General features: G+C 64.4%; 19 protein-coding genes. 7 read left to right on the top strand and 12 right to left on the bottom strand.

The features are described 5' to 3' along the window. Genes CCC_RS07175 through CCC_RS07165 form a run of 3 tightly spaced genes read right to left on the bottom strand, consistent with a single transcriptional unit; the run spans nucleotide 1 to nucleotide 2603 of the window. A complete protein-coding gene (locus tag CCC_RS07175) occupies nucleotides 1-771 on the bottom strand; it encodes an ABC transporter ATP-binding protein (RefSeq protein ID WP_009868139.1) in 771 nt (256 codons plus the stop codon). A 4-nt stretch (nucleotides 772-775) separates the two neighbouring features. Beyond that, nucleotides 776-1594 carry an ABC transporter permease gene (locus tag CCC_RS07170; RefSeq protein ID WP_236686329.1) on the bottom strand — a complete coding sequence of 273 codons (819 nt, stop codon included), beginning with the start codon at nucleotides 1592-1594 and terminating at the stop codon, nucleotides 776-778. A gap of 19 nt (nucleotides 1595-1613) precedes the next feature. After that, nucleotides 1614-2603: an aliphatic sulfonate ABC transporter substrate-binding protein gene (locus tag CCC_RS07165; protein ID WP_009868137.1), complete on the bottom strand. Its 990-nt coding sequence runs from the start codon at nucleotides 2601-2603 to the stop codon at nucleotides 1614-1616. A 343-nt stretch (nucleotides 2604-2946) separates the two neighbouring features. Between CCC_RS07165 and CCC_RS22105 the strand changes: the two genes are divergently transcribed. After that, nucleotides 2947-3303 (top strand): hypothetical protein, encoded by a 357-nt coding sequence (locus CCC_RS22105; protein ID WP_162484139.1) that lies wholly within the window; start codon nucleotides 2947-2949, stop codon nucleotides 3301-3303. 60 nt (nucleotides 3304-3363) lie between these two features. Continuing rightward, the gene (locus tag CCC_RS07160; protein ID WP_152619725.1) at nucleotides 3364-4392 is read left to right on the top strand and encodes an MBL fold metallo-hydrolase; all 1029 of its coding nucleotides are present in this window, start codon (nucleotides 3364-3366) and stop codon (nucleotides 4390-4392) included. Here CCC_RS07160 and CCC_RS07155 read toward each other — a convergent pair. The 6 genes from CCC_RS07155 to CCC_RS07130 all read right to left on the bottom strand — a co-directional run bounded on the left by CCC_RS07155 (nucleotide 4389) and on the right by CCC_RS07130 (nucleotide 10306). After that, entirely contained in the window at nucleotides 4389-4703 is a 315-nt protein-coding gene (locus CCC_RS07155) for an ArsR/SmtB family transcription factor (RefSeq protein WP_041040538.1), read from the bottom strand. The genes CCC_RS07160 and CCC_RS07155 overlap by 4 nt on opposite strands. 131 nt (nucleotides 4704-4834) lie before the next feature. Further along, a complete protein-coding gene (gene dxs / locus CCC_RS07150) occupies nucleotides 4835-6769 on the bottom strand; it encodes a 1-deoxy-D-xylulose-5-phosphate synthase (RefSeq protein ID WP_041040536.1) in 1935 nt (644 codons plus the stop codon). Nucleotides 6770-6781: 12 nt separating this feature from the next. After that, entirely contained in the window at nucleotides 6782-7672 is an 891-nt protein-coding gene (locus tag CCC_RS07145; RefSeq protein WP_041040534.1) for a polyprenyl synthetase family protein, read from the bottom strand. Nucleotides 7673-7710: 38 nt separating this feature from the next. Further along, complete coding sequence (locus CCC_RS07140) at nucleotides 7711-7956, bottom strand: exodeoxyribonuclease VII small subunit (RefSeq protein WP_041040532.1); 246 nt, start codon at nucleotides 7954-7956, stop codon at nucleotides 7711-7713. A gap of 116 nt (nucleotides 7957-8072) precedes the next feature. Then, the gene (locus CCC_RS21105; RefSeq protein WP_052472985.1) at nucleotides 8073-9365 is read right to left on the bottom strand and encodes a tetratricopeptide repeat protein; all 1293 of its coding nucleotides are present in this window, start codon (nucleotides 9363-9365) and stop codon (nucleotides 8073-8075) included. 8 nt (nucleotides 9366-9373) lie between these two features. Continuing rightward, complete coding sequence (locus tag CCC_RS07130) at nucleotides 9374-10306, bottom strand: histone deacetylase family protein (RefSeq protein WP_041040530.1); 933 nt, start codon at nucleotides 10304-10306, stop codon at nucleotides 9374-9376. Nucleotides 10307-10402: 96 nt separating this feature from the next. Between CCC_RS07130 and CCC_RS07125 the strand changes: the two genes are divergently transcribed. Together CCC_RS07125 and CCC_RS07120 are read left to right on the top strand one after the other, a co-directional pair. Further along, the gene (locus CCC_RS07125; protein WP_009867321.1) at nucleotides 10403-11170 is read left to right on the top strand and encodes a TlyA family RNA methyltransferase; all 768 of its coding nucleotides are present in this window, start codon (nucleotides 10403-10405) and stop codon (nucleotides 11168-11170) included. After that, on the top strand, nucleotides 11149-11724 hold the full coding sequence (locus CCC_RS07120) for an SOS response-associated peptidase (RefSeq protein ID WP_009867322.1): 576 nt from the start codon (nucleotides 11149-11151) through the stop codon (nucleotides 11722-11724). The genes CCC_RS07125 and CCC_RS07120 overlap by 22 nt, the downstream gene beginning before the upstream one ends. 8 nt (nucleotides 11725-11732) lie before the next feature. On the opposite strand, the gene CCC_RS07115 is transcribed toward CCC_RS07120, so the two are convergent. Continuing rightward, the gene (locus tag CCC_RS07115) at nucleotides 11733-11990 is read right to left on the bottom strand and encodes a hypothetical protein (protein ID WP_009867323.1); all 258 of its coding nucleotides are present in this window, start codon (nucleotides 11988-11990) and stop codon (nucleotides 11733-11735) included. A 440-nt stretch (nucleotides 11991-12430) separates the two neighbouring features. Between CCC_RS07115 and CCC_RS07110 the strand changes: the two genes are divergently transcribed. Together CCC_RS07110 and CCC_RS07105 are read left to right on the top strand one after the other, a co-directional pair. Then, on the top strand, nucleotides 12431-13108 hold the full coding sequence (locus tag CCC_RS07110; protein WP_009867324.1) for a response regulator transcription factor: 678 nt from the start codon (nucleotides 12431-12433) through the stop codon (nucleotides 13106-13108). Beyond that, complete coding sequence (locus CCC_RS07105) at nucleotides 13095-14477, top strand: sensor histidine kinase (protein ID WP_041040528.1); 1383 nt, start codon at nucleotides 13095-13097, stop codon at nucleotides 14475-14477. Before CCC_RS07110 ends, CCC_RS07105 begins: the two co-directional genes overlap by 14 nt. Here CCC_RS07105 and CCC_RS07100 read toward each other — a convergent pair. Together CCC_RS07100 and CCC_RS07095 are read right to left on the bottom strand one after the other, a co-directional pair. Then, nucleotides 14458-15210, bottom strand: a complete 753-nt coding sequence (locus tag CCC_RS07100) for a hypothetical protein (RefSeq protein WP_009869704.1) — start codon at nucleotides 15208-15210, stop codon at nucleotides 14458-14460. The two genes, CCC_RS07105 and CCC_RS07100, sit on opposite strands and share 20 nt — an antisense overlap. Continuing rightward, the gene (locus tag CCC_RS07095) at nucleotides 15210-16445 is read right to left on the bottom strand and encodes an MFS transporter (protein ID WP_009869703.1); all 1236 of its coding nucleotides are present in this window, start codon (nucleotides 16443-16445) and stop codon (nucleotides 15210-15212) included. Before CCC_RS07095 ends, CCC_RS07100 begins: the two co-directional genes overlap by 1 nt. 181 nt (nucleotides 16446-16626) lie before the next feature. On the opposite strand from CCC_RS07095, the gene CCC_RS07090 reads away from it, so the two are divergent. After that, nucleotides 16627-17874, top strand: a complete 1248-nt coding sequence (locus CCC_RS07090; RefSeq protein WP_009869702.1) for a dicarboxylate/amino acid:cation symporter — start codon at nucleotides 16627-16629, stop codon at nucleotides 17872-17874. Nucleotides 17875-17905: the final 31 nt, after the last annotated feature.

The raw sequence follows: 17905 nt of genomic DNA, 5'->3' as shown, positions 1-17905 counted from the left end.
TCAGATGGCTACGGCGGGGAAGGATTCGTCGCCGGTGGGCGGACGGCTGGCATGGTCCAAATCGCCCAAGAGTTTATACTTCCACTGCAAGAACTCGGCATCCAGGCGATCGCGCGGCCGCGCCAGGGGCGGCGTGACCTCGATCCGCACCCGGCCGGGATTGGGCTGCATCACCACGATACGGTCGGCCAGGACCAGGGCCTCCTCGATGTCGTGGGTCACCAGGATCATGGTGGGGCGGTCATAGGCCCACAGATCCAGCAGATGGTCCTGCAAATCGCCGCGGGTCAGCGCGTCCAGCGCCGAGAACGGCTCGTCCAGCAACAGCACCTTGGGCCGTCCCACCAGGGCGCGGGCCAGGGCGACGCGCTGGGCCTGCCCGCCCGACAATTCGCGCGGCCAGTGCCCCACATGCGACGCCAGACCGACGCGGGCCAGCGTCTCCGACACGCGGGCTTTCTGCTCCTCGGCGGGCAGATGGCGGATGCCGAAGGCGACGTTCTGGTCGATGGTCAGCCAAGGCATCAGGCGGGGTTCTTGAAACACCATGCCGATCTCGGGACGCGGCTCCTTGACCGGGGTGCCGTCCAGGGTGACGGTTCCCGTGGTGGGCGTGTCCAGCCCGGAGATGAGGCGCAGCAAGGTGCTCTTGCCGCAGCCCGACCCGCCGACGATGGCCAGGATCTCGCCCTCGGCCACGTCGAGATTCAGGCCGGACAGGGCCAGCAGGCCGTTGGGATAGCGCTTGTCCACATTGGAAATGCCGAGCATGGCTCTACTCCGCCGGCTTGAAGGAATCTTGCCAGGTCAGGAACCGGGCCGAGGCCGAGGCCAGCAGCCAGTCGGTGATCTTGCCCAGGATGGCGAAGGCGGTAATGGATGCCAGGATCACCGCCGGACGTCCGGTCTGCTGGCCATCGACCAGCAGGAAGCCCAGGCCCTCCTCGGCGCCCATGAACTCGGCGGCGACCACGAACATCCAGCCCAGCCCCAGGCCGGACCGCAAAGAGATGACGTAGGCGGGCAGGGTGGCGGGCAGCAGGATGCGGGTGATCATCTCGGCATGGCTGAAGCGGAAGATGCGCCCGACCTCCACCAGCTTGCGGTCCACGCCCAGAATAGCGCCCGACAGGCTGAGATAGATGGGAAAGAACACGCCCACCGCGATGAGGATCACCTTCGAGGTCTCGAAGATGCCGAACCAAAGGATGAACATCGGCACCCAGGCGATGGAGGGAATGTTGCGCAGCGCCTGCAATGTGGGGTCGATCAGCCGCCGGGCCAGACTCCAGTAACCGCTGACGGCGCCCAGCACTGTGCCCGCCGCCACCCCGAACCCGAAGCCGAGCGCCACACGCTGCAAGGTGGCCAGCACGTGATTGGTCAGTTCACCGGTCTTGGCCAGAGCGGCCAGGGTGGTGAAGACCCGAGACGGCGTGGGCAGCAGGCGGCCATCGGCCCATTTCAGGGCGACCGCCACTTCCCAGGCCAGGGCCAGGCCGACCGGCAGGATAAAGCCCAGCAGCCATTTGAAGCCGGGGCGTTTGGAAGACGGCAGCGCCGCCTCCACGGAGGAGGCGGCGCAAGTTTTCACGGATGACAAGGTTACAGCCTCACTTCACGCCCAGCTTGGTAACGAAGCTGGAGTCTACCAGGGCAGCGGCGACGGAGGGAACATTCACGTCGGCGGGAATGACGCCCGCCTGCTGCAGGGCGATGCCGGCGCCCTCAATGGTCTTCTTCTGGCGCTCGCCGATGGCGGCGGTGGACAGATCGGTGCGCTCGAGCTGGCGGGCGGCGACCGCGTCATTGAGCTTGGCCTGCTCGACGATGGTCTTCTTCAACTCGGCCGGGTTGGCAATGGCGAAGGCGCGGGCCTTCTCGTAGACCGCCAGGACGCGGGAGACCAGTTCCGGATGGTCGGCGATGAAGTCCTCGCGGGTGTTGAGAACGCCCCAGGTGTTGATGTCGGCATTGCGGTAGAAGATGCGGGCGCCGTCATCCAGTTCGGCCTGGGCCATCAGCGGGTCGAGACCGGCCCAGGCGTCCACGTCGCCCTTGGCCAGGGCAAGACGGCCATCCTGATGCTGCAGCAGGACGATCTTGACGTCCTTCTCGGTCAGGCCGTTTTCCGCCAGGGTGCGGGTCAGGAAGATGTGGGGATCGGTGCCCCGCGTGGCGGCGACGCGCTTGCCCTTGAGGTCGGCAACCTTCTGGATGGCCGAGTCCTTGCCCGTCACCAGGGCGGTCCATTCCGGCTTGGAATAGACATAGACGGACTTCACCGGGTTGCCGTTGATGCGGGCCAACAGGGCTGCCGCGCCAGCCGACGAGCCGAAATCAAGGCTTTTGGCGTTGAGGAATTCCAGGGCCTTGTTCGAGCCCAGGGACAGAACCCAGCGGACCTTGATGCCGTCCTTGGCGAATTCCTGCTCGAGCCAGCCCTTATCCTTCAGCACCAGGCTGACCGGATTGTAATAGGCGTAGTCGATCTTGATCTCTTCGACCTTGTCGGCGGCCATGGCCGCCCCGGACAGGCCGAGCGCCGCCGCCGCCGTCAGGCCAGCGCGAAGGGTACGGGTCCAAAGCGTGGAAAAAAGCATCGAGCGCCCCTCAAATAACAAGTTGATACGGTTAATTGTCTGGAAACAACACTACGGACTGTTCGATGGGGCGTCAATGAGAAAACCATTAATCTATGGCGTCTGTAGATTTACGGTTGCGGTCCATGTTCGTCATGGTCTGAACGGTGGTCTCGGAGCCTGGGATTCCTGAAGAGGAGCCACCAAGGGCGGGGACACTTCGCACCTGCCGAGGGCGGTGTCGGCCAGACGGTCGAGATCGCGGCTGTGCAGAGGGGAACCCAGGGGTGTCTCTTCATGCAACGCGTCTGGTTCCAGCAACAATGACCAACTGGCCTATAGAACCAACCTGCTTGATATGATCATGCCGCGTGTTCAGAAAGGGGGCGCCGATGGCTCCCTTGAACCGTTCCATATCTATGTGGGCGCCCCGGAGATTCGGGACGGCGTTCATGCCTGCCTGTGGTGGTGCACCGGATTTACGGGATCGTTCTGGCAGGGAGGGGCTTCGCCTGAACAAGCGTATCGCGAGGCTTTCAAAACGGTCGCGAGGGCGATCGAATTGGTTGTCTTGAACCGACTTCAAAGCGGCCAAAACGGGCTTCATCGGAAATCATTCCGAATCAACGGCCTGAAAATTTTCACCGCCATCCATTGTGCGGCTGCCGCCATCTATAATCCGTTACCGCCATTTAAAGCCCGAACCGACAGCGGCGCTTGAAACTTGTCGCACCGCATCAAATATGCAAAGACTTACCGAATTAACCGGGAGAGTCTTGCCGTGAGCCGTTCGACCCTGATCCATCCGCTGACCGAGCCTCCGATGCATGGGCATTTGCTGGAGGTGGCGCCGGGGGTGCGGTGGATTCGCATGCCGTTGCCCTTTGCCCTCGATCACATCAATCTGTGGGTTCTCGACGATGGCGAGGGTGTGGTGTTGGTCGATACCGGCCTGGGCAATGACGTCACCAAGGCCTTATGGGACGAGATCTTCGCCGGGCCGCTGGCCGGAAAGGCGGTCAACCGGCTGATCGCCACCCATTTCCATCCCGACCATATGGGCCTGTCCGGCTGGCTGTGCGAAAAGCTGGGGGTGGACCTTACCGCCATGATGCGCGAATGGCTGTTCGGCCGCATGCTCTGGCTGGAAGACAGTGCCGACTTTGTCGCCAACCAGCTTCATTACTACACCCGCATCGGTCTGGATGCCGAGCAGTTGGAGGGGGTCAAGGAACGGCGCAACACCTATCGCTCGCGCATCGACGTCATTCCGGTGCGCGTCATCGGCATCCGTCACGGTGACGAGATGACCATCGGCGGTCGCATCTGGCGGGTGATCGAGGGCGGAGGGCACTCGCCCGAGCATGCCTGCTTGTATTGCGAGGAAGCCGGGCTGCTGATTTCCGGCGATCAGGTTCTGCCGCGCATTTCGCCCATCGTCGGCGTCTGGCCGCAGCAGCCGGAATCCGAGCCGCTTTCCCTCTTTCTCGACGCCCTGGACCGTTTGCGTGCACTCCCCGAGGACACATTCGTTCTGCCGTCCCATGGCTTGCCGTTCCAGGGGCTTCATACCCGCATCGACGATCTCAAGGCCCATCATGCCGAGCGTCTGGAGAAGACTCTTGGGGCCTGCTCGGAGGCCGTCACAGCGGTTCAGGTGCTGAAGGTGCTGTTCACCCGCCCGTTGGACGCCCACCAGTTGGGCTTCGCCACGGGAGAGACCCTTGCCCATCTCCATCATCTGATGAAGCTGGGGAGCGTGGTGCGGACCTTGGATTCGAACGGGGTGTGGCGGTATCGGCAGGCCTAACCGGCGCAGCCACCCTCGGGCTGGCAGTACAGACCATACAGGGTGTCGATCACCGCGCGGGCCTCGACCCCGGCCAGGGAATAGAAAATGGTCTGGGCCTGGCGCCGGGTGGTGACCAGGGTGTCGCGGCGCAGGCGGGCCAGATGCTGCGACAGCGCCGACTGGCTGAGGCCGATGATGCGCTCGAGCTCGCCCACCGACTTCTCGCCGGGAAGCAGCTGACACAGAATCATCAGGCGGTGTTCGTTGCTCATGGCCTTCAGCAAGGCGCTGGCCCGGCGGGCGCTTTCCTGAAGTTTTTCCAATTCCATGACCGCATACCTCAGAACTCGAATGTTACATATATAATATCACTGATTCGCGGTATTTCAATCCATATACAAAACGGCGCCACCCGAAATGGGGCGGCGCCGTAATATTACGTAAGAAATAGTGTGTATTGTCAGGCGCTGACCATGGAACGGGTTTCCCCAAGGGTGGCAAGCACCGTGGCCACGATGCCCGAAGCATTGAGGCCGATCTTCTCGTACTGGATCATCGGGGCATCATGCTCGACGAAGACGTCGGGAAGAGCCAGAGGGCGAACCTTGAGGCCGCGGTCCAGGGCGCCCTTGGACGCCAGCAGATGGAGTACATGGCTGGCGAAGCCGCCCACCGAACCTTCTTCGACGGTGACCAGCATTTCGTGTTCGCGCGCCATGCGAAGAATCAGCTCCTCGTCCAGCGGCTTCATGAAGCGGGCATCGACCACGGTGGGGGCAAGCCCGCGGGCGGTCAGATCGTCGGCGGCCTTCAGCACTTCGGCCAAGCGGGTGCCCAGCGACAGGATGGCGACCCGGTTGCCTTCGCGCACCACGCGGCCCTTGCCAATGGGCATCACCGTGCCGCGTTCGGGCAGTTCGACGCCCACGCCCTCGCCGCGCGGATAGCGGAAGGCCGAGGGACGGTCGTCGATGGCGACGGCGGTGGCCACCGCGTGCATCAGTTCCGCCTCGTCCGACGGGCACATGATGACGATGTCGGGCAGGCAGCCCAGGAAGGCCATGTCGTAGGAGCCCGCATGGGTGGCGCCGTCGGCGCCCACCAGACCGGCGCGGTCGATGGCGAAGCGCACGGGAAGTTTCTGCAGCACCACGTCATGCTGCACCTGATCATAGGCGCGCTGCAGGAAGGAGGAGTAGATGGCGCAGAACGGCTTGAAGCCCTCGGTGGCCAGACCGCCAGCGAAGGTCACCGCATGCTGTTCGGCGATGCCCACGTCGAAGGTCCGCGCCGGGAAACGGTCGCCGAACTTGTCGAGACCGGTGCCGCCCGGCATGGCGGCGGTGATGGCGACCACGCGGTCATCCACCTCCGCCTCGGCGATCAGCGCCTTGGCGAAGACCGAGGTATAGGACGGCGCATTGGCCTTGGGCTTTTCCAACTGACCGGTCAGCACGTCAAAGCGGCCGACGCCGTGATACTTGTCCGCGGCGGCCTCGGCCGGGGGATAGCCGCGGCCCTTCTTGGTCACCACATGCAGCAGGACCGGCCGGGTTTCCTCGGAATCGCGCACGTTCTTCAGAACGGGCAGCAGATGCTCGAAATTGTGGCCGTCGATGGGGCCCACGTAATAAAAGCCCAATTCCTCGAACAAGGTGCCGCCGCCCGAGACCATGCCGCGGGCATATTCCTCGGCGCGGCCAACGGCCCGTTCGAGAGGAGGGGGCAGCAGATGGGCCAGATCCTTCACCAGATGGCGCAGCGAGTGATAGGACGGCGACGACAGCAGGCGTGACAGATGGGCCGACAGCGCGCCCACCGGCGGCGCGATGGACATGTCGTTGTCGTTGAGGATGACGATCAGGCGCGAGCCCGCCGCACCGGCATTGTTCATGGCCTCATAGGCCTGACCGGCGCTCATGGCGCCGTCGCCGATCACCGCGATGACGTTGTTGGTGGCGCCCTTGAGGTCGCGGGCCACGGCCATGCCCAGCGCCGCCGAGATGGAGGTGGAGGAATGCCCGGCGCCGAAGGGGTCGTACTCGCTTTCCGACCGGCGGGTGAAGCCCGACAGACCCCCGCCCTGGCGCATGGTGCGCATGCGCTGCCTGCGTCCGGTCAGGATCTTGTGGGGATAGGCCTGATGGCCCACATCCCAGATCAGACGGTCGCGCGGCGTATCGAAAATGTGGTGGATCGCCACGGTCAGTTCGGCGACTCCCAGACCGGCCCCCAGATGGCCGCCGGTGAAGGAGACCGACTGGATCATCTCCTGACGGACCTCATAGGTCAGCTGCTCCAGCTCCTCGATGGAGAAGTCGCGGATATCGGCCGGGCTCGACACGCCGTCAAGAAGGGACGACTTGGGCTTACCGGTGGCGGGGGGGGGAGTCATTCCTTTAGGACCTCACGAACGGCGGCGAACGACGAAGCGGGCCACGTCCCGCATCAGATCGGCCTTCTCGCCGAAAGGATCAAGATGGCGGCAGGCCTGTTCGGCCAGCATGTCCGCCTGGGACTTGGCGCGCTCGAGGCCCAACAGCGACACGAAGGTCGCCTTTCCGGCATCGGCGTCCTTGTTCAGGCGCTTGCCCACCTCGGCCACGTCACCTTCCACGTCGAGGATGTCGTCGGCGATCTGGAAGGCCAGACCCAGGTCATGGGCGTAATTGCGAAGCGCCAGCCGCAGCTCGCCATGGGCCTTGCCCAGGACGGCGCCCGCCTCGCAGGAGAACGAGAACAGCCGGCCGGTCTTCAACTGCTGCAGGCGGGTGATGCCCGCCACGTCCAGGTCCAGGGTATGGGCCTGAAGGTCGATCATCTGGCCGCCGACCATGCCCTGGCCGCCCGAGGCGTGGGCCAGATCGGCCACCAGTTCGCAGCGCACAGCCGGATCGGCATGGGTGGCGGGATTGACCAGCACCTCGAAGGCCTTGGTCAGCAGGGCGTCGCCAGCCAGCAGGGCGGTGGCCTCGTCGAAGGCCTTGTGGCAGGTGGGACGGCCGCGGCGCAGGTCGTCATCATCCATGCAGGGCAGGTCGTCGTGAACCAGCGAATAGCAGTGGATCATCTCGATGGCGCAGGCTACGCGGATGGCGGCGCTTTCCGCCACATTGAACAGGCTGGCGGACTGCATCACCAGAAAGGGGCGAAGACGCTTGCCGCCATCCAGTGTGGAATAGCGCATGGCCTCGTGAACCCGGGAATCGGGGGATTCGGAAACCGGCAACAGGCGATCCAACTCGGAATTGACGGCCTGGCTGACGACGGTCAGAGCCTCGGTGAGGCGCGAAGACATGGGAGAATCAGTCAATGGTTTACTCGACTTTCTTAGGATCACACACTCTCTGCGGCCTGAAGAGCCACACTTCCGTCGGGACCCGACACGATCCGCTCGACCTTGGTTCGCGCCTCTTCCAGCTTGGCCTCGCAGTGCTTTTTCAGCAGCGCGCCGCGCTCGTATGAGACGATGGAGTCATCAAGCCGTCCCTTGCCCTCCTCCAGGCGGCGCACGATAAGATCCAATTCGGCCAGGGCCTCCTCGAAACTCATGGCGGCGATGTCGGTGGAGTTTTCTGCCATGGGGGCTCGTGATTCAACAACCTGTTATCGGGTCTTCCAACGAAGCGCGGAAGTTTACGGGCGCAGGCCTGCGAAGGCAAGCTTCACTGCGCACAATTCGAAAAAAGCCGTGGGTATCAGACGAAATTATTGGTCTTGTCTCCGGCATCGGCCATTTGCCGCAAGGTTGAATCCTGCGGCCATCTGGAAAGCGCCTGGGCGAGGGCTTTGCCCGCGGCTTCGCTCTCTCCCAGCCGCGACAGCATCATCACCAGATAGATATGGGCCTCGCGGTAATCGGGGTCTGCCTGGATGGCCTGGCGCAGGAGCGGCGGCGCCAGGGGCAGTTGTCCCAACTCGGCTTGGGCCATGGCCAGATTGAACAGGCTGCGGGCATGGCCTGGTTTGAGGCGGAGAACCTCGCGGAATTCGTCGGCGGCCTCGGCGAAACGGCGCAGCAGGAACATTTCGCCGCCCTTCTGGAACCGTGCCTTGGCCTCGGAATCGGCATCGCCGGTGGCACCGGGATCAGGGCGGCCCAGCCCCGATTCGCCCAGTAAGGCCGCGTCGGCCTCCAATCCCTGGCGCAGCAGGGACATCTGCCATTGCAGCAAGGCGGGGTGGCGCAGCAGTTTGACGGTCGCCTCGAAGGTGCGGCCCCCGGCGGAAAGGGTCACCGTCTGCTTGATGACGTCTTCGGGGCGGTGCGAGGTGGCGTGCAGGATGCGCACCTGGCCGTCAGGGTGGACAAAGCGGGGCGTCTCGCCAACCGATTCCTCGATGCGGACCGAGGACAAGGCGTAGGCGCACAAATTCCATTGCCACATATCCAAGGACTGAAAGCCCGCCGGGTGGGCCACCAAATTAAAGGCGTTCTGTTCGAACAGATTTTCGTCGGGCATCTCTCGGCATTGCCGCTCCCAGTCGGCGAGAAAGCCCGGCGACGAGCAGGCGAAAAAGCCGGAGTTCAAATAGGTCGTCCCGGAGACGATGCCACGGGACGGCGCCTTGGCCTCGAAATGGGGGGCGGGCGCAATCCGCACCGCCTCGCCGGTGGTCAGGGAATCGATGCACACGGCCAGTGGCTTTCCCCCAGCCAGCAGGCGTTGTGCGATACCTGACAGCAGATCGCCGCAAGGTGCGACGGCCATCATGTCGGCGTCCAGCCAGAAGGCCACATCCCACGGCCGGCCGTCCAGATAGCGGCCCAACGCGGCCTTGCAGCGCCAGGGATGCGCCCCGGCCAGATCGGGCGGGGCCTCGAGCAGCAGGCCCTTGCGCTCGAGGAACGCTCGCTGCGGCGCGGTCAGGCCGAAATCGCACACCTCGACCCTGATCTCGGGCGCGAAGCGCCGCAACGAGGCGAATAGCGGAAACAGAATGAAGAAGTATTCGGCATTGACGCCGGTGACGTAACGGATGACGGCCATGGAAATCGCTACATCCCCATCAGCGCCCGCACATGCTCGCGGGCGCTGGCGGCCAGGGCGCGCAGGTCATAGCCGCCTTCCAGGATGGAGACGACCCGGTTGCCCGCGGTTTCCTCCGCCACCTGGAGCAATTGCCGGGTGATCCAGCCGAAATCGGCGGTGGTCAGCCGCAGATGGGCCAGGGGATCGGCGGCATGGGCGTCGAACCCGGCCGAGATGATCAGGAAGTCGGGGGCGAATTCGCGCAGACGGGGCAGCAGGATGTCGGTAAAGGCCATGCGGTAATCGTCGGAATTGGTTCCGGCGGGCAGCGGCACATTGACCATGATGCCCTCGCCGCCGGTCTCTTCCATCAGACCGGTATTAGGGAAGGCGTGTTCCTGATGGGTGGAGGCATAGAGCATGCCCGGCTCATCCCACAGGATGTGCTGAGTGCCGTTGCCGTGGTGCACGTCGATATCGACCACCGCCACCCGCTTGTAGCCGTGGGCATCGCGGGCGTGCAGGGCGGCGATGGCGGCGTTGGAGAAGAAGCAGAAGCCCATGGCATTGTCGCGCTCGGCATGGTGGCCCGGCGGGCGCACGGCGCAAAAGCAGTTGCGCACCTCGCCCTTGGCCACGGCGTCCACCGCCGCGATGCCCGCCCCGGCCGACCTCAGCGCCGCCTCGCCCGAATAGCGCGACAATATGGTGTCGGGGTCCAGATGATGGTGGCTGTCGCTGGTGGGGACCGAATCCAGCACGTAATCGATATGGCTGAGCGGGTGGGCCCGCATCAGCTGCTCCATGGTGGCGTGCGGCGCTTCGTCGCGCAGCAGCATCATGAACTCCTCGCTTTCCAAAGCGGCGAGGACGGCCTTGATGCGATCGGCGCATTCGGGGTGATAGTCGCCCGTGTCATGCTGAAGACAGACGGGGTGCGTGAACAGCAACGTTGTCATTATGGCTTGGACGTCCCGCGATTATATAAATTTTCTGTATTCTCGGGGAAAGGGGGGGCAATTTCCATCCCTGATTTTTGCATGGGGCAATGGCGTATGAGTGCGAAAAAGCGGGTCGATCAACTGCTGGTGGACAGAGGGCTGGTGGAAAGCCGTTCCAAGGCCCAGGCTTTGGTCATGGCGGGGCTGGTCTATAGCGGCGATCGGCGGGTGGATAAGCCGGGCACCAATATGGCCGAGGATTGTGCGCTTGAGCTCAAGGGCCAGGACCATCCCTGGGTCTCGCGCGGCGGCCTCAAACTGGCCAAGGCGTTGGAAGCCTTCGCCCTCGATCCCTCGGACAAGGTGGCCGTCGATGTGGGGGCTTCGACCGGAGGTTTCACCGACGTGCTGCTGACCTATGGGGCGGCGCGGGTCTATGCCGTGGATGTGGGCCACGGGCAATTGGCCTGGAAACTGCGCAGCGATCCCCGCGTGGTGGTGCTCGAGCGCACCAATGCCCGTCATCTGACGCAAGAGCAGATCCCCGAGCCGGTGGATATGGTGGTCTGCGACGCCAGCTTCATCGGACTGGAAACGGTGTTGCCCGCCGCCCTGGCCCTGGCCCGGCCCGGCGCCTGGGTGGCGGCTTTGATCAAGCCGCAATTCGAGGTGGGCAAGGGCCGGGTGGGCAAGGGCGGCGTGGTGCGCGAGCCCGAACTGCATGCCGAAGTGTGCGAACGCATCCGCCTCTGGCTGGACGGCTTGCCCGGCTGGCGGGTGGAGGGCATCACCGAAAGCCCCATCCTCGGCCCCGAAGGCAACAAGGAATTTCTGATCGTCGGCCGCTTCGAGGGCGCCCCATGTGCTCCCGCTTCGAACTGAACGCCAATTCCCATGAGGTGATCGGGCGGTTTGGTCTGACCGTGGCGCCGCCATGGCCGCGGGGATCGGAGATGCGTCCGACCGACCCCGTCCTGGTTGTGGGCGGCGGTGGCGCCCGCCTGATGCCCTGGGGATTGCGCGTGGAGTGGCAGGCGGCGCCGCTCATCAATGCCCGGTCGGAAAGTCTGGCCGTCAAGCCCACCTTCCGCCCCCTCCTGACCGGGGGACGGGTGCTGATCCCCGCCACGGGCTGGTGGGAGTGGCCGGGGCGGGTCAAGACCCGCATCGCCCCGGTCGGCTGCGATCTCTTCGCCTTGGCTGGATTGAGCGATGGTGCGCGCGTGGTGATCATCACCTGCGGCCCCGCCGATGATCTCGTGGCGGTTCATGACCGAATGCCGGTCGTGCTTGCGCCCGAGGCCGGGGCGGCCTGGGCCGATGCCGCCAAACCTTTCGCCGAGGTCGAGCCGCTGCTGCGGCCTCACGAGGGGCCGTTCGCCATCACCGCCGAGCCTGGCCCGCCATCCGCCCAGGGCGACCTTTTCGGCTCATAAGCGCGACTTCAGTGGATGGCATGGTCACGCAGGAACTGATCCAGGCCCTGCGACCAGCCGTCCAGGCGGTCCTTATGATGGATGATGGCCGCTTCCACTTCCTCGGCGAGGATGGCGGCGACCCTGGCAAAGCCGTCCTCGGCGTCAAGCACCGTCTCGGCCCATTCGGCGACGACGATCAGCGGCAGATGTTGGTGGCAGGCGACGGCGTCCAGTTGCTCGACCGTCAGGCCGCTAAAGGCGATGCAGTCTTCCAGGCTCAACATGGCGGACTCTCCTCGCTACACCCACGCTATCAAGGGAGAAGCCTATCATATTTCCGCCCGAAAGGGGCGTGCGCCCACGGCGTGGCCGTCCTGCGCGGGGGGAGGGGCGGTCTGGAGGCCTCGATCATTACGAAAGGTTAATCGCGGTGAAATGCTGCCGTAACCTCGCCCCTGTCATGATCCGCTTCATAAGGTCGGAGAGGCGGTTGGCGGCAAGTTTGCGCTCCTCGCCACAGCATCTCGGACCCGGCGGAATCCGAACTCCCCGCCGAAGGACGGACCACTCTCTCCCCCCCCCCGAGTGGCTTCGTCGAAGACCGGCAGCGTCCCCCCGTTGCCGGACACCGGAAAATGGCCCCCGCGTCCTCCCCCCTGGCGCGGGGGCTTTTCCGTGAGGGCCGATGATTGTATGGTCCTCGCGCAATGGAATATCGGACACGATGCGAATCCTTCTGATCGAGGACGACAGCGAAGCGGCGGCCTATATGGCCAAGGGCCTGCGCGAGGCCGGGCATGTGATCGATCATGCCGCCACGGGCACCGACGGGCTGTTTCTGGCGACCTCCGAGCGCTGGGACGCCATGATCATCGACCGCATGCTGCCGGGGCTGGACGGGCTGTCCATCATCCAGGCGCTCCGGGCCGCTGGCAACACCACGCCGGTCCTGGTTCTCTCGGCGCTGGGCAAGGTGGACGACCGGGTGCGCGGCCTGAAGGCGGGCGGCGACGATTATCTGGTCAAGCCCTATGCCTTCGCCGAATTGCTGGCCCGCATCGAGGCCCTGTCGCGAAGGGTGTCAAGTACCCAGCCGGAAACCCGCCTCAAGGTCGAGGATCTGGAAATGGACCTGCTGGCCCGCGCCGTGACCCGGGGCGGCCAGGAAATCGATCTGCAGCCGCGTGAATTCCGTTTGCTGGAATATCTCATGCGCCACGCCGGTCAGGTGGTGACCCGCACCATGTTGCTGGAGAATGTCTGGGAATATCACTTCGACCCCCAGACCAATCTGATCGACGTGCATATCAGCCGTCTACGCCAGAAGGTGGACAAGGATTTCGAACTGCCGCTGATCCATACGGTCCGCGGCGCGGGATATACGCTTCGTGCGGCCCGCTAGTCTCCTTCGCACCACCACCTTCCGGCTGGCGCTCAGCTATCTCAGCATCTTCACGGTCTCGGCCATCGCCTTGCTGGCGTTGGTGTCGTGGAGCACCTCCATGTTCATCGAGTGGCAGGTGCAGGAAACGGTGGAAGCCGAGGCCACCGGCCTGTCCGAGGTCTATCACTCGCGTGAGCTGAGCGGTCTGGCCGAGATCATCGGCAGCCGCATGCGCCAGGATGTGGAAGGGCGCAACACCTATCTGCTGATGGGGCATTCAGGCCATCTTTTGGCGGGCAACATCAAGTCCTGGCCCGCCGAAGTGTCCAGCCAGGTGGGGTGGGTGCGGTTCCGGCTGCTGCAATTGGGCAGCATCGGGCCGGGGGTCGAGGTCCTGGCCCAGGTCTATGAGCTCAATGACGGCTATCGCCTGCTGGTGGGGCGTTCCCTGGCCGATGCCAAGCGGGTCAAGTCGGCCATCAACCGGGCCCTGGGCTGGGGTCTGGCGCTGACCATCCTGCTCGGCGTGGTGGGTGGATATTTCACCAGCCGTCATCTGTTGCAGCGGGTTGAGGAGATGAGCCGCACGGCGCGGCGCATCTTCGGCGGCGATATGAGCCAGCGCATGCAGCTTTCCGGCACCGACGACGAGTTCGATTCCCTGGCCGAAAGCTTCAACGAGATGATGGACGAGCTGGAGCGTCTGCTGGAAGGCATCCGTACCGTCTCGGACAATATCGCCCATGATCTGCGCACGCCCTTGAACCGGCTGCGCTCGCGCATCGACCTTGCTCTGTTGGGGACTCCCGACAGCGAGGGCTATCGCCGGACCTTGGAGGAAACCCTGGCCGAGGCCGACCATCTGCTGGCCACGTTCAATGCCATTCTGACCATCTCCCACGCCGAATCGGCGGCCAGGCTCGAACGCTTCGAATCCATCGATCCCGCCACCCTGGCCAGCGATGTGGTGGAACTCTACGAGCCCCTGGCCGAGGAAAAGGGCCTGCGGCTTGCCTGCCGGGCCGATACCGGCCTTTCGCTGAAGGTCGACCGGCATCTGCTGTTCCAGGCACTGGCCAATCTGGTGGACAATGCGGTGAAATACACGCCTTCGGGCGGCGAGGTGTCGGTAACCGTCACGGGCGGTCCAGCTTCGGTGGTGGTGTCGGTGGCCGATAGCGGCCCGGGCATCCCCGAAGAGTCGCGTGAAGCTGTGCTGGAACGCTTTGTCCGTCTCGACAGCACTCGTACGACGCCGGGCAACGGGCTGGGCCTGTCGCTGGTTCAGGCGGTGGCGCGGCTGCATTCGGCGCGGTTGTCCCTGGACGATAACCGGCCGGGTCTGGTGGTCCGCCTCGAATTCGGGATCAAAGATCGCCCGGCTTGAAACGCAGCATCATGTGACGGGGCCAGGGCTTGCCGTCGTCCGGCGGCAATTGCAGGGGCTGAGCCATGCGCAGCGCCACGAGGAAGGTTTCCATCATCTGCTTGGTGGTGCCCTCGGGCAGGCGGGAATAGCCCCGGATCGCCGCATCGGGATTCCAGGGCGCATCCTTGTGCATGGGGCCGGACAGGGTGCCGTCCCGGTTGACCAGCAACGATGCCGACAAAATGATGTCGCTGCCTCTGAGTGCCGCCGAGTTGAAGTGCCACATGCGCACCACCTGGGCCAGAACCTTGTCCTGAATGTTTTGGGACAGTTCACCGGCCGCTGGCGCCGAGCGCGTGAATGTTCCGGTATCCGTCGACAGTCCCGGCGATTGAAGGGCCGGTTTGGCGGGTTCGGATTTGGGCGCCTTGGACTTTTCCGCCAAGGGGGCGGGCTGCAACTGCGGCCTCTGGATGGGCAGGGGAGGCGGCGGCGGAGCCGTTTGGACCTTTGGCGCTTCCGGCGGCGTCTCGGGAAGCGGTGGTTCCTGCGGCGGGGGTGGGGCGACGGGTTTGGGAGGCTCGGGCTTGAGAGGCTCGGGGATCACCTCCACCTCCATGCTCCGCTCGGTCCGCTCGGGGATCAGGGCCGACAAACTCTCGATCTGCAGGATCAGGGTGACCAGCACATGCAGCAGGGCCGACAGGGCAAGGGCGGCCATCAGCCGCCGATCGGGCATGACGGAATGCATCAGGACTTTTCCGCCCGACAGGCCGGGATTTGCCAGATCAGGGCCGCCAGGATGGACAGGGCCGGAACCCCCAGTCCCACCGCCCAGGCCTCGGGCGGCCAGCGTCCGTCCACCTTGTCCCACAGGCCGATCAGGGCGCCCAAGCCCCACTGAATAATAAAGGCGGCCACGAAGATGGTCAGGTTGAGGCTGGTATTGACCCGCCCGGCGAGGCGCAGGGGAAAACGCCGGGTCAGCACCGCGTAATTGATGGAACACGCCGTTCCGGTCAGGCCGAAAACAGCCGCCAGGGCTAGGGGAGCCGCGCTCCACCCGGCGGCCATGGCGCCCAGGGCCAGCACATAAAGGGCCATGCCCACCGCGCCTTGGGTGATGGGGGCAATGCCCCGCTTTTCCAGCCGTTCCGCCATGGCGCCCACCGAGAGGTAGCCCAGGGCCATGGCGCCCGCCATGACCGTCAGGCCGGTGGCGATCCGGTCCGGGGCAAAGCCTGCCATGTCGCGCAGCCATGGTCCCGCCCACAATCCCTGGATGGACATGAAACTGCCCATGGACAGCATGGTGGCCGGAGCCACCCGCCAGAAGCCGGGATCACGATAGATTTCCGCCACTTCGGCGATCTGGACCCGCAATCCCCCGGCGCCCGCCGTCTGGTGACGATCCGGGACGGTCAGCCATAGAAAGGCGGCGGAAGCCAGGGTCAGGACGGCCACCCCCCCATAGACGCCGCGCCAGTCGGTCAGATGCAATGCGGCCTGGACCGGCGCTGTGGCGGCGATGGCCCCCAGTCCGCCCGCGCCTAAGATGATGCCGTTCATCAGAGGGATGCGTTGCGGCGGAAAGAACTGCACATTGGCCTTCAGCGCCGCCATCAGGCACGACGAGACGCCGAATCCCACCAGGGCGCGGCCGACCACCAGGGCGGGCACCGACTGGGCCAGGGAAAAGGCGAAGGCTCCGGCGGCGGCGAAGCACAGAAGGATGGCCTCCACCCTTCGGGGGCCGAAACGGTCCAGCAAGATGCCGAGCGGAATCTGCGCCGCCGCGAAGGTCATAAAATAGATCCCTGTCATCAATCCGATATCGGAGGCATCCAGCGAGATGGCGCGGCCGATCTCGGGAGCCAGAACCGCATTCACCGTCCGATAGAGGTAGGACAGGAAATACCCGGCCGCAAAGGGCAGGACAACCCGACCCAGCATGGTGGACGCGGAATGCGGGGCGGTTGAGGGCAATGGTTGGATCCTTAAGTCCTGCGAAGCGCCCATGGAAAACCGCGGGCAGGGGCGGGGGCAACAGAAAAATTTTCCTGGCGTCACAAGCCTTGGCGGCGGACCATCGGATAACCGCAATCGACAGGTCCTGGTCCAAAGGGTACGAAAGCCAAAACACCATCCATAATCGAGGAATACGCCGATGAAGCGCCTGACAAGCCACCTGTATTTCTGGGTTCTGCTCGCCATCTTTGCCGGCGGCACTCTCGGCTTCTTCTACCCCGATCTGGGCGTCAGCCTGAAACCCCTGGGCGACGGCTTCATCGCCCTGGTCAAGATGCTGATCAGCCCGGTGATCTTCTGTACCGTGGTGCTGGGCATCGCCGGTGCGGGCGACATGAAGAAGGTCGGCCGGGTGGGCGGCAAGGCGCTGCTGTATTTCGAGGTGGTCTCCACTTTCGCGTTGGTCATCGGCCTGATCGTCATGACCGTGCTGCGCCCTGGCGACGGCTTCCACGCCGATCCGGCCGCGCTGGACGCCAAGGCGGTGGCCAAATACGCCAAGGCCGCCACCGAGCAGAGCACCGTCGATTTCATCTTGCACATCATCCCCAAGACCCTGGTGGATGCCTTCACCGGTTCGGGTGATCTGTTACAGGTTCTGCTGGTGGCCATTCTGTTCGGCTATGCCATGACCCATATGGGCCGGGCCGGTCAGGGCGTGCACATGTTCATCGAGGAATGCTCGCACATCTTCTTTGCCATGATGAACACCATCATGAAGGTCGCCCCCCTGGGCGCGGGCGGCGCCATGGCCTTTACCATCGGCAAGTACGGCGTGGCCGCGCTCAAGCCCCTGGCGGCGCTGATGGGCAGCTTCTATCTGACCTGCTTCCTGTTCGTGGTGGTCGTGCTGGGAACCATCGCCTTGCTGGTCGGCTTCAACATTTTCAAGTTCATCAGCTACATCAAGGAAGAGCTGCTGACCGTTCTGGGTACTTCGTCCTCGGAATCGGCCCTGGTTCCCCTGATGCGGAAGCTCGAAGCCATGGGCTGTTCCAAGTCGGTGGTCGGTCTGGTGGTTCCGTCGGGTTATTCCTTCAATCTGGACGGCACCAATATCTACCTGACCATGGCGGCGCTGTTTGTCGCCCAGGCTCTGGATATCGATCTCACCTTCACCCAGCAGGCCACGCTGCTTGGCGTCGCCATGCTGACTTCCAAGGGGGCTTCGGGCGTCACCGGTGCCGGTTTCATCACCTTGGCCGCCACCCTGGCGGTGGTGCCCAGCGTTCCCGTCGCCGGTCTGGCGTTGATCCTGGGCATCGACCGCTTCATGTCCGAGGCCCGCGCGCTGACCAACTTCGTCGGCAATGGCGTCGCCGCCGTGGTGGTCTCCAAGTGGGAGAAGGAACTGGACTCCGAAAAGATGAAGGAAATGCTGGGATAATCAGCCTTCATCAGATTCTAGAAAGGGCCCG

It is taken from the genome of Paramagnetospirillum magnetotacticum MS-1, assembly GCF_000829825.1.
Taxonomy (GTDB): Bacteria; Pseudomonadota; Alphaproteobacteria; order Rhodospirillales; family Magnetospirillaceae; genus Phaeospirillum; species Phaeospirillum magnetotacticum.
This window is presented reverse-complemented; position numbering and strand designations above follow the sequence as displayed.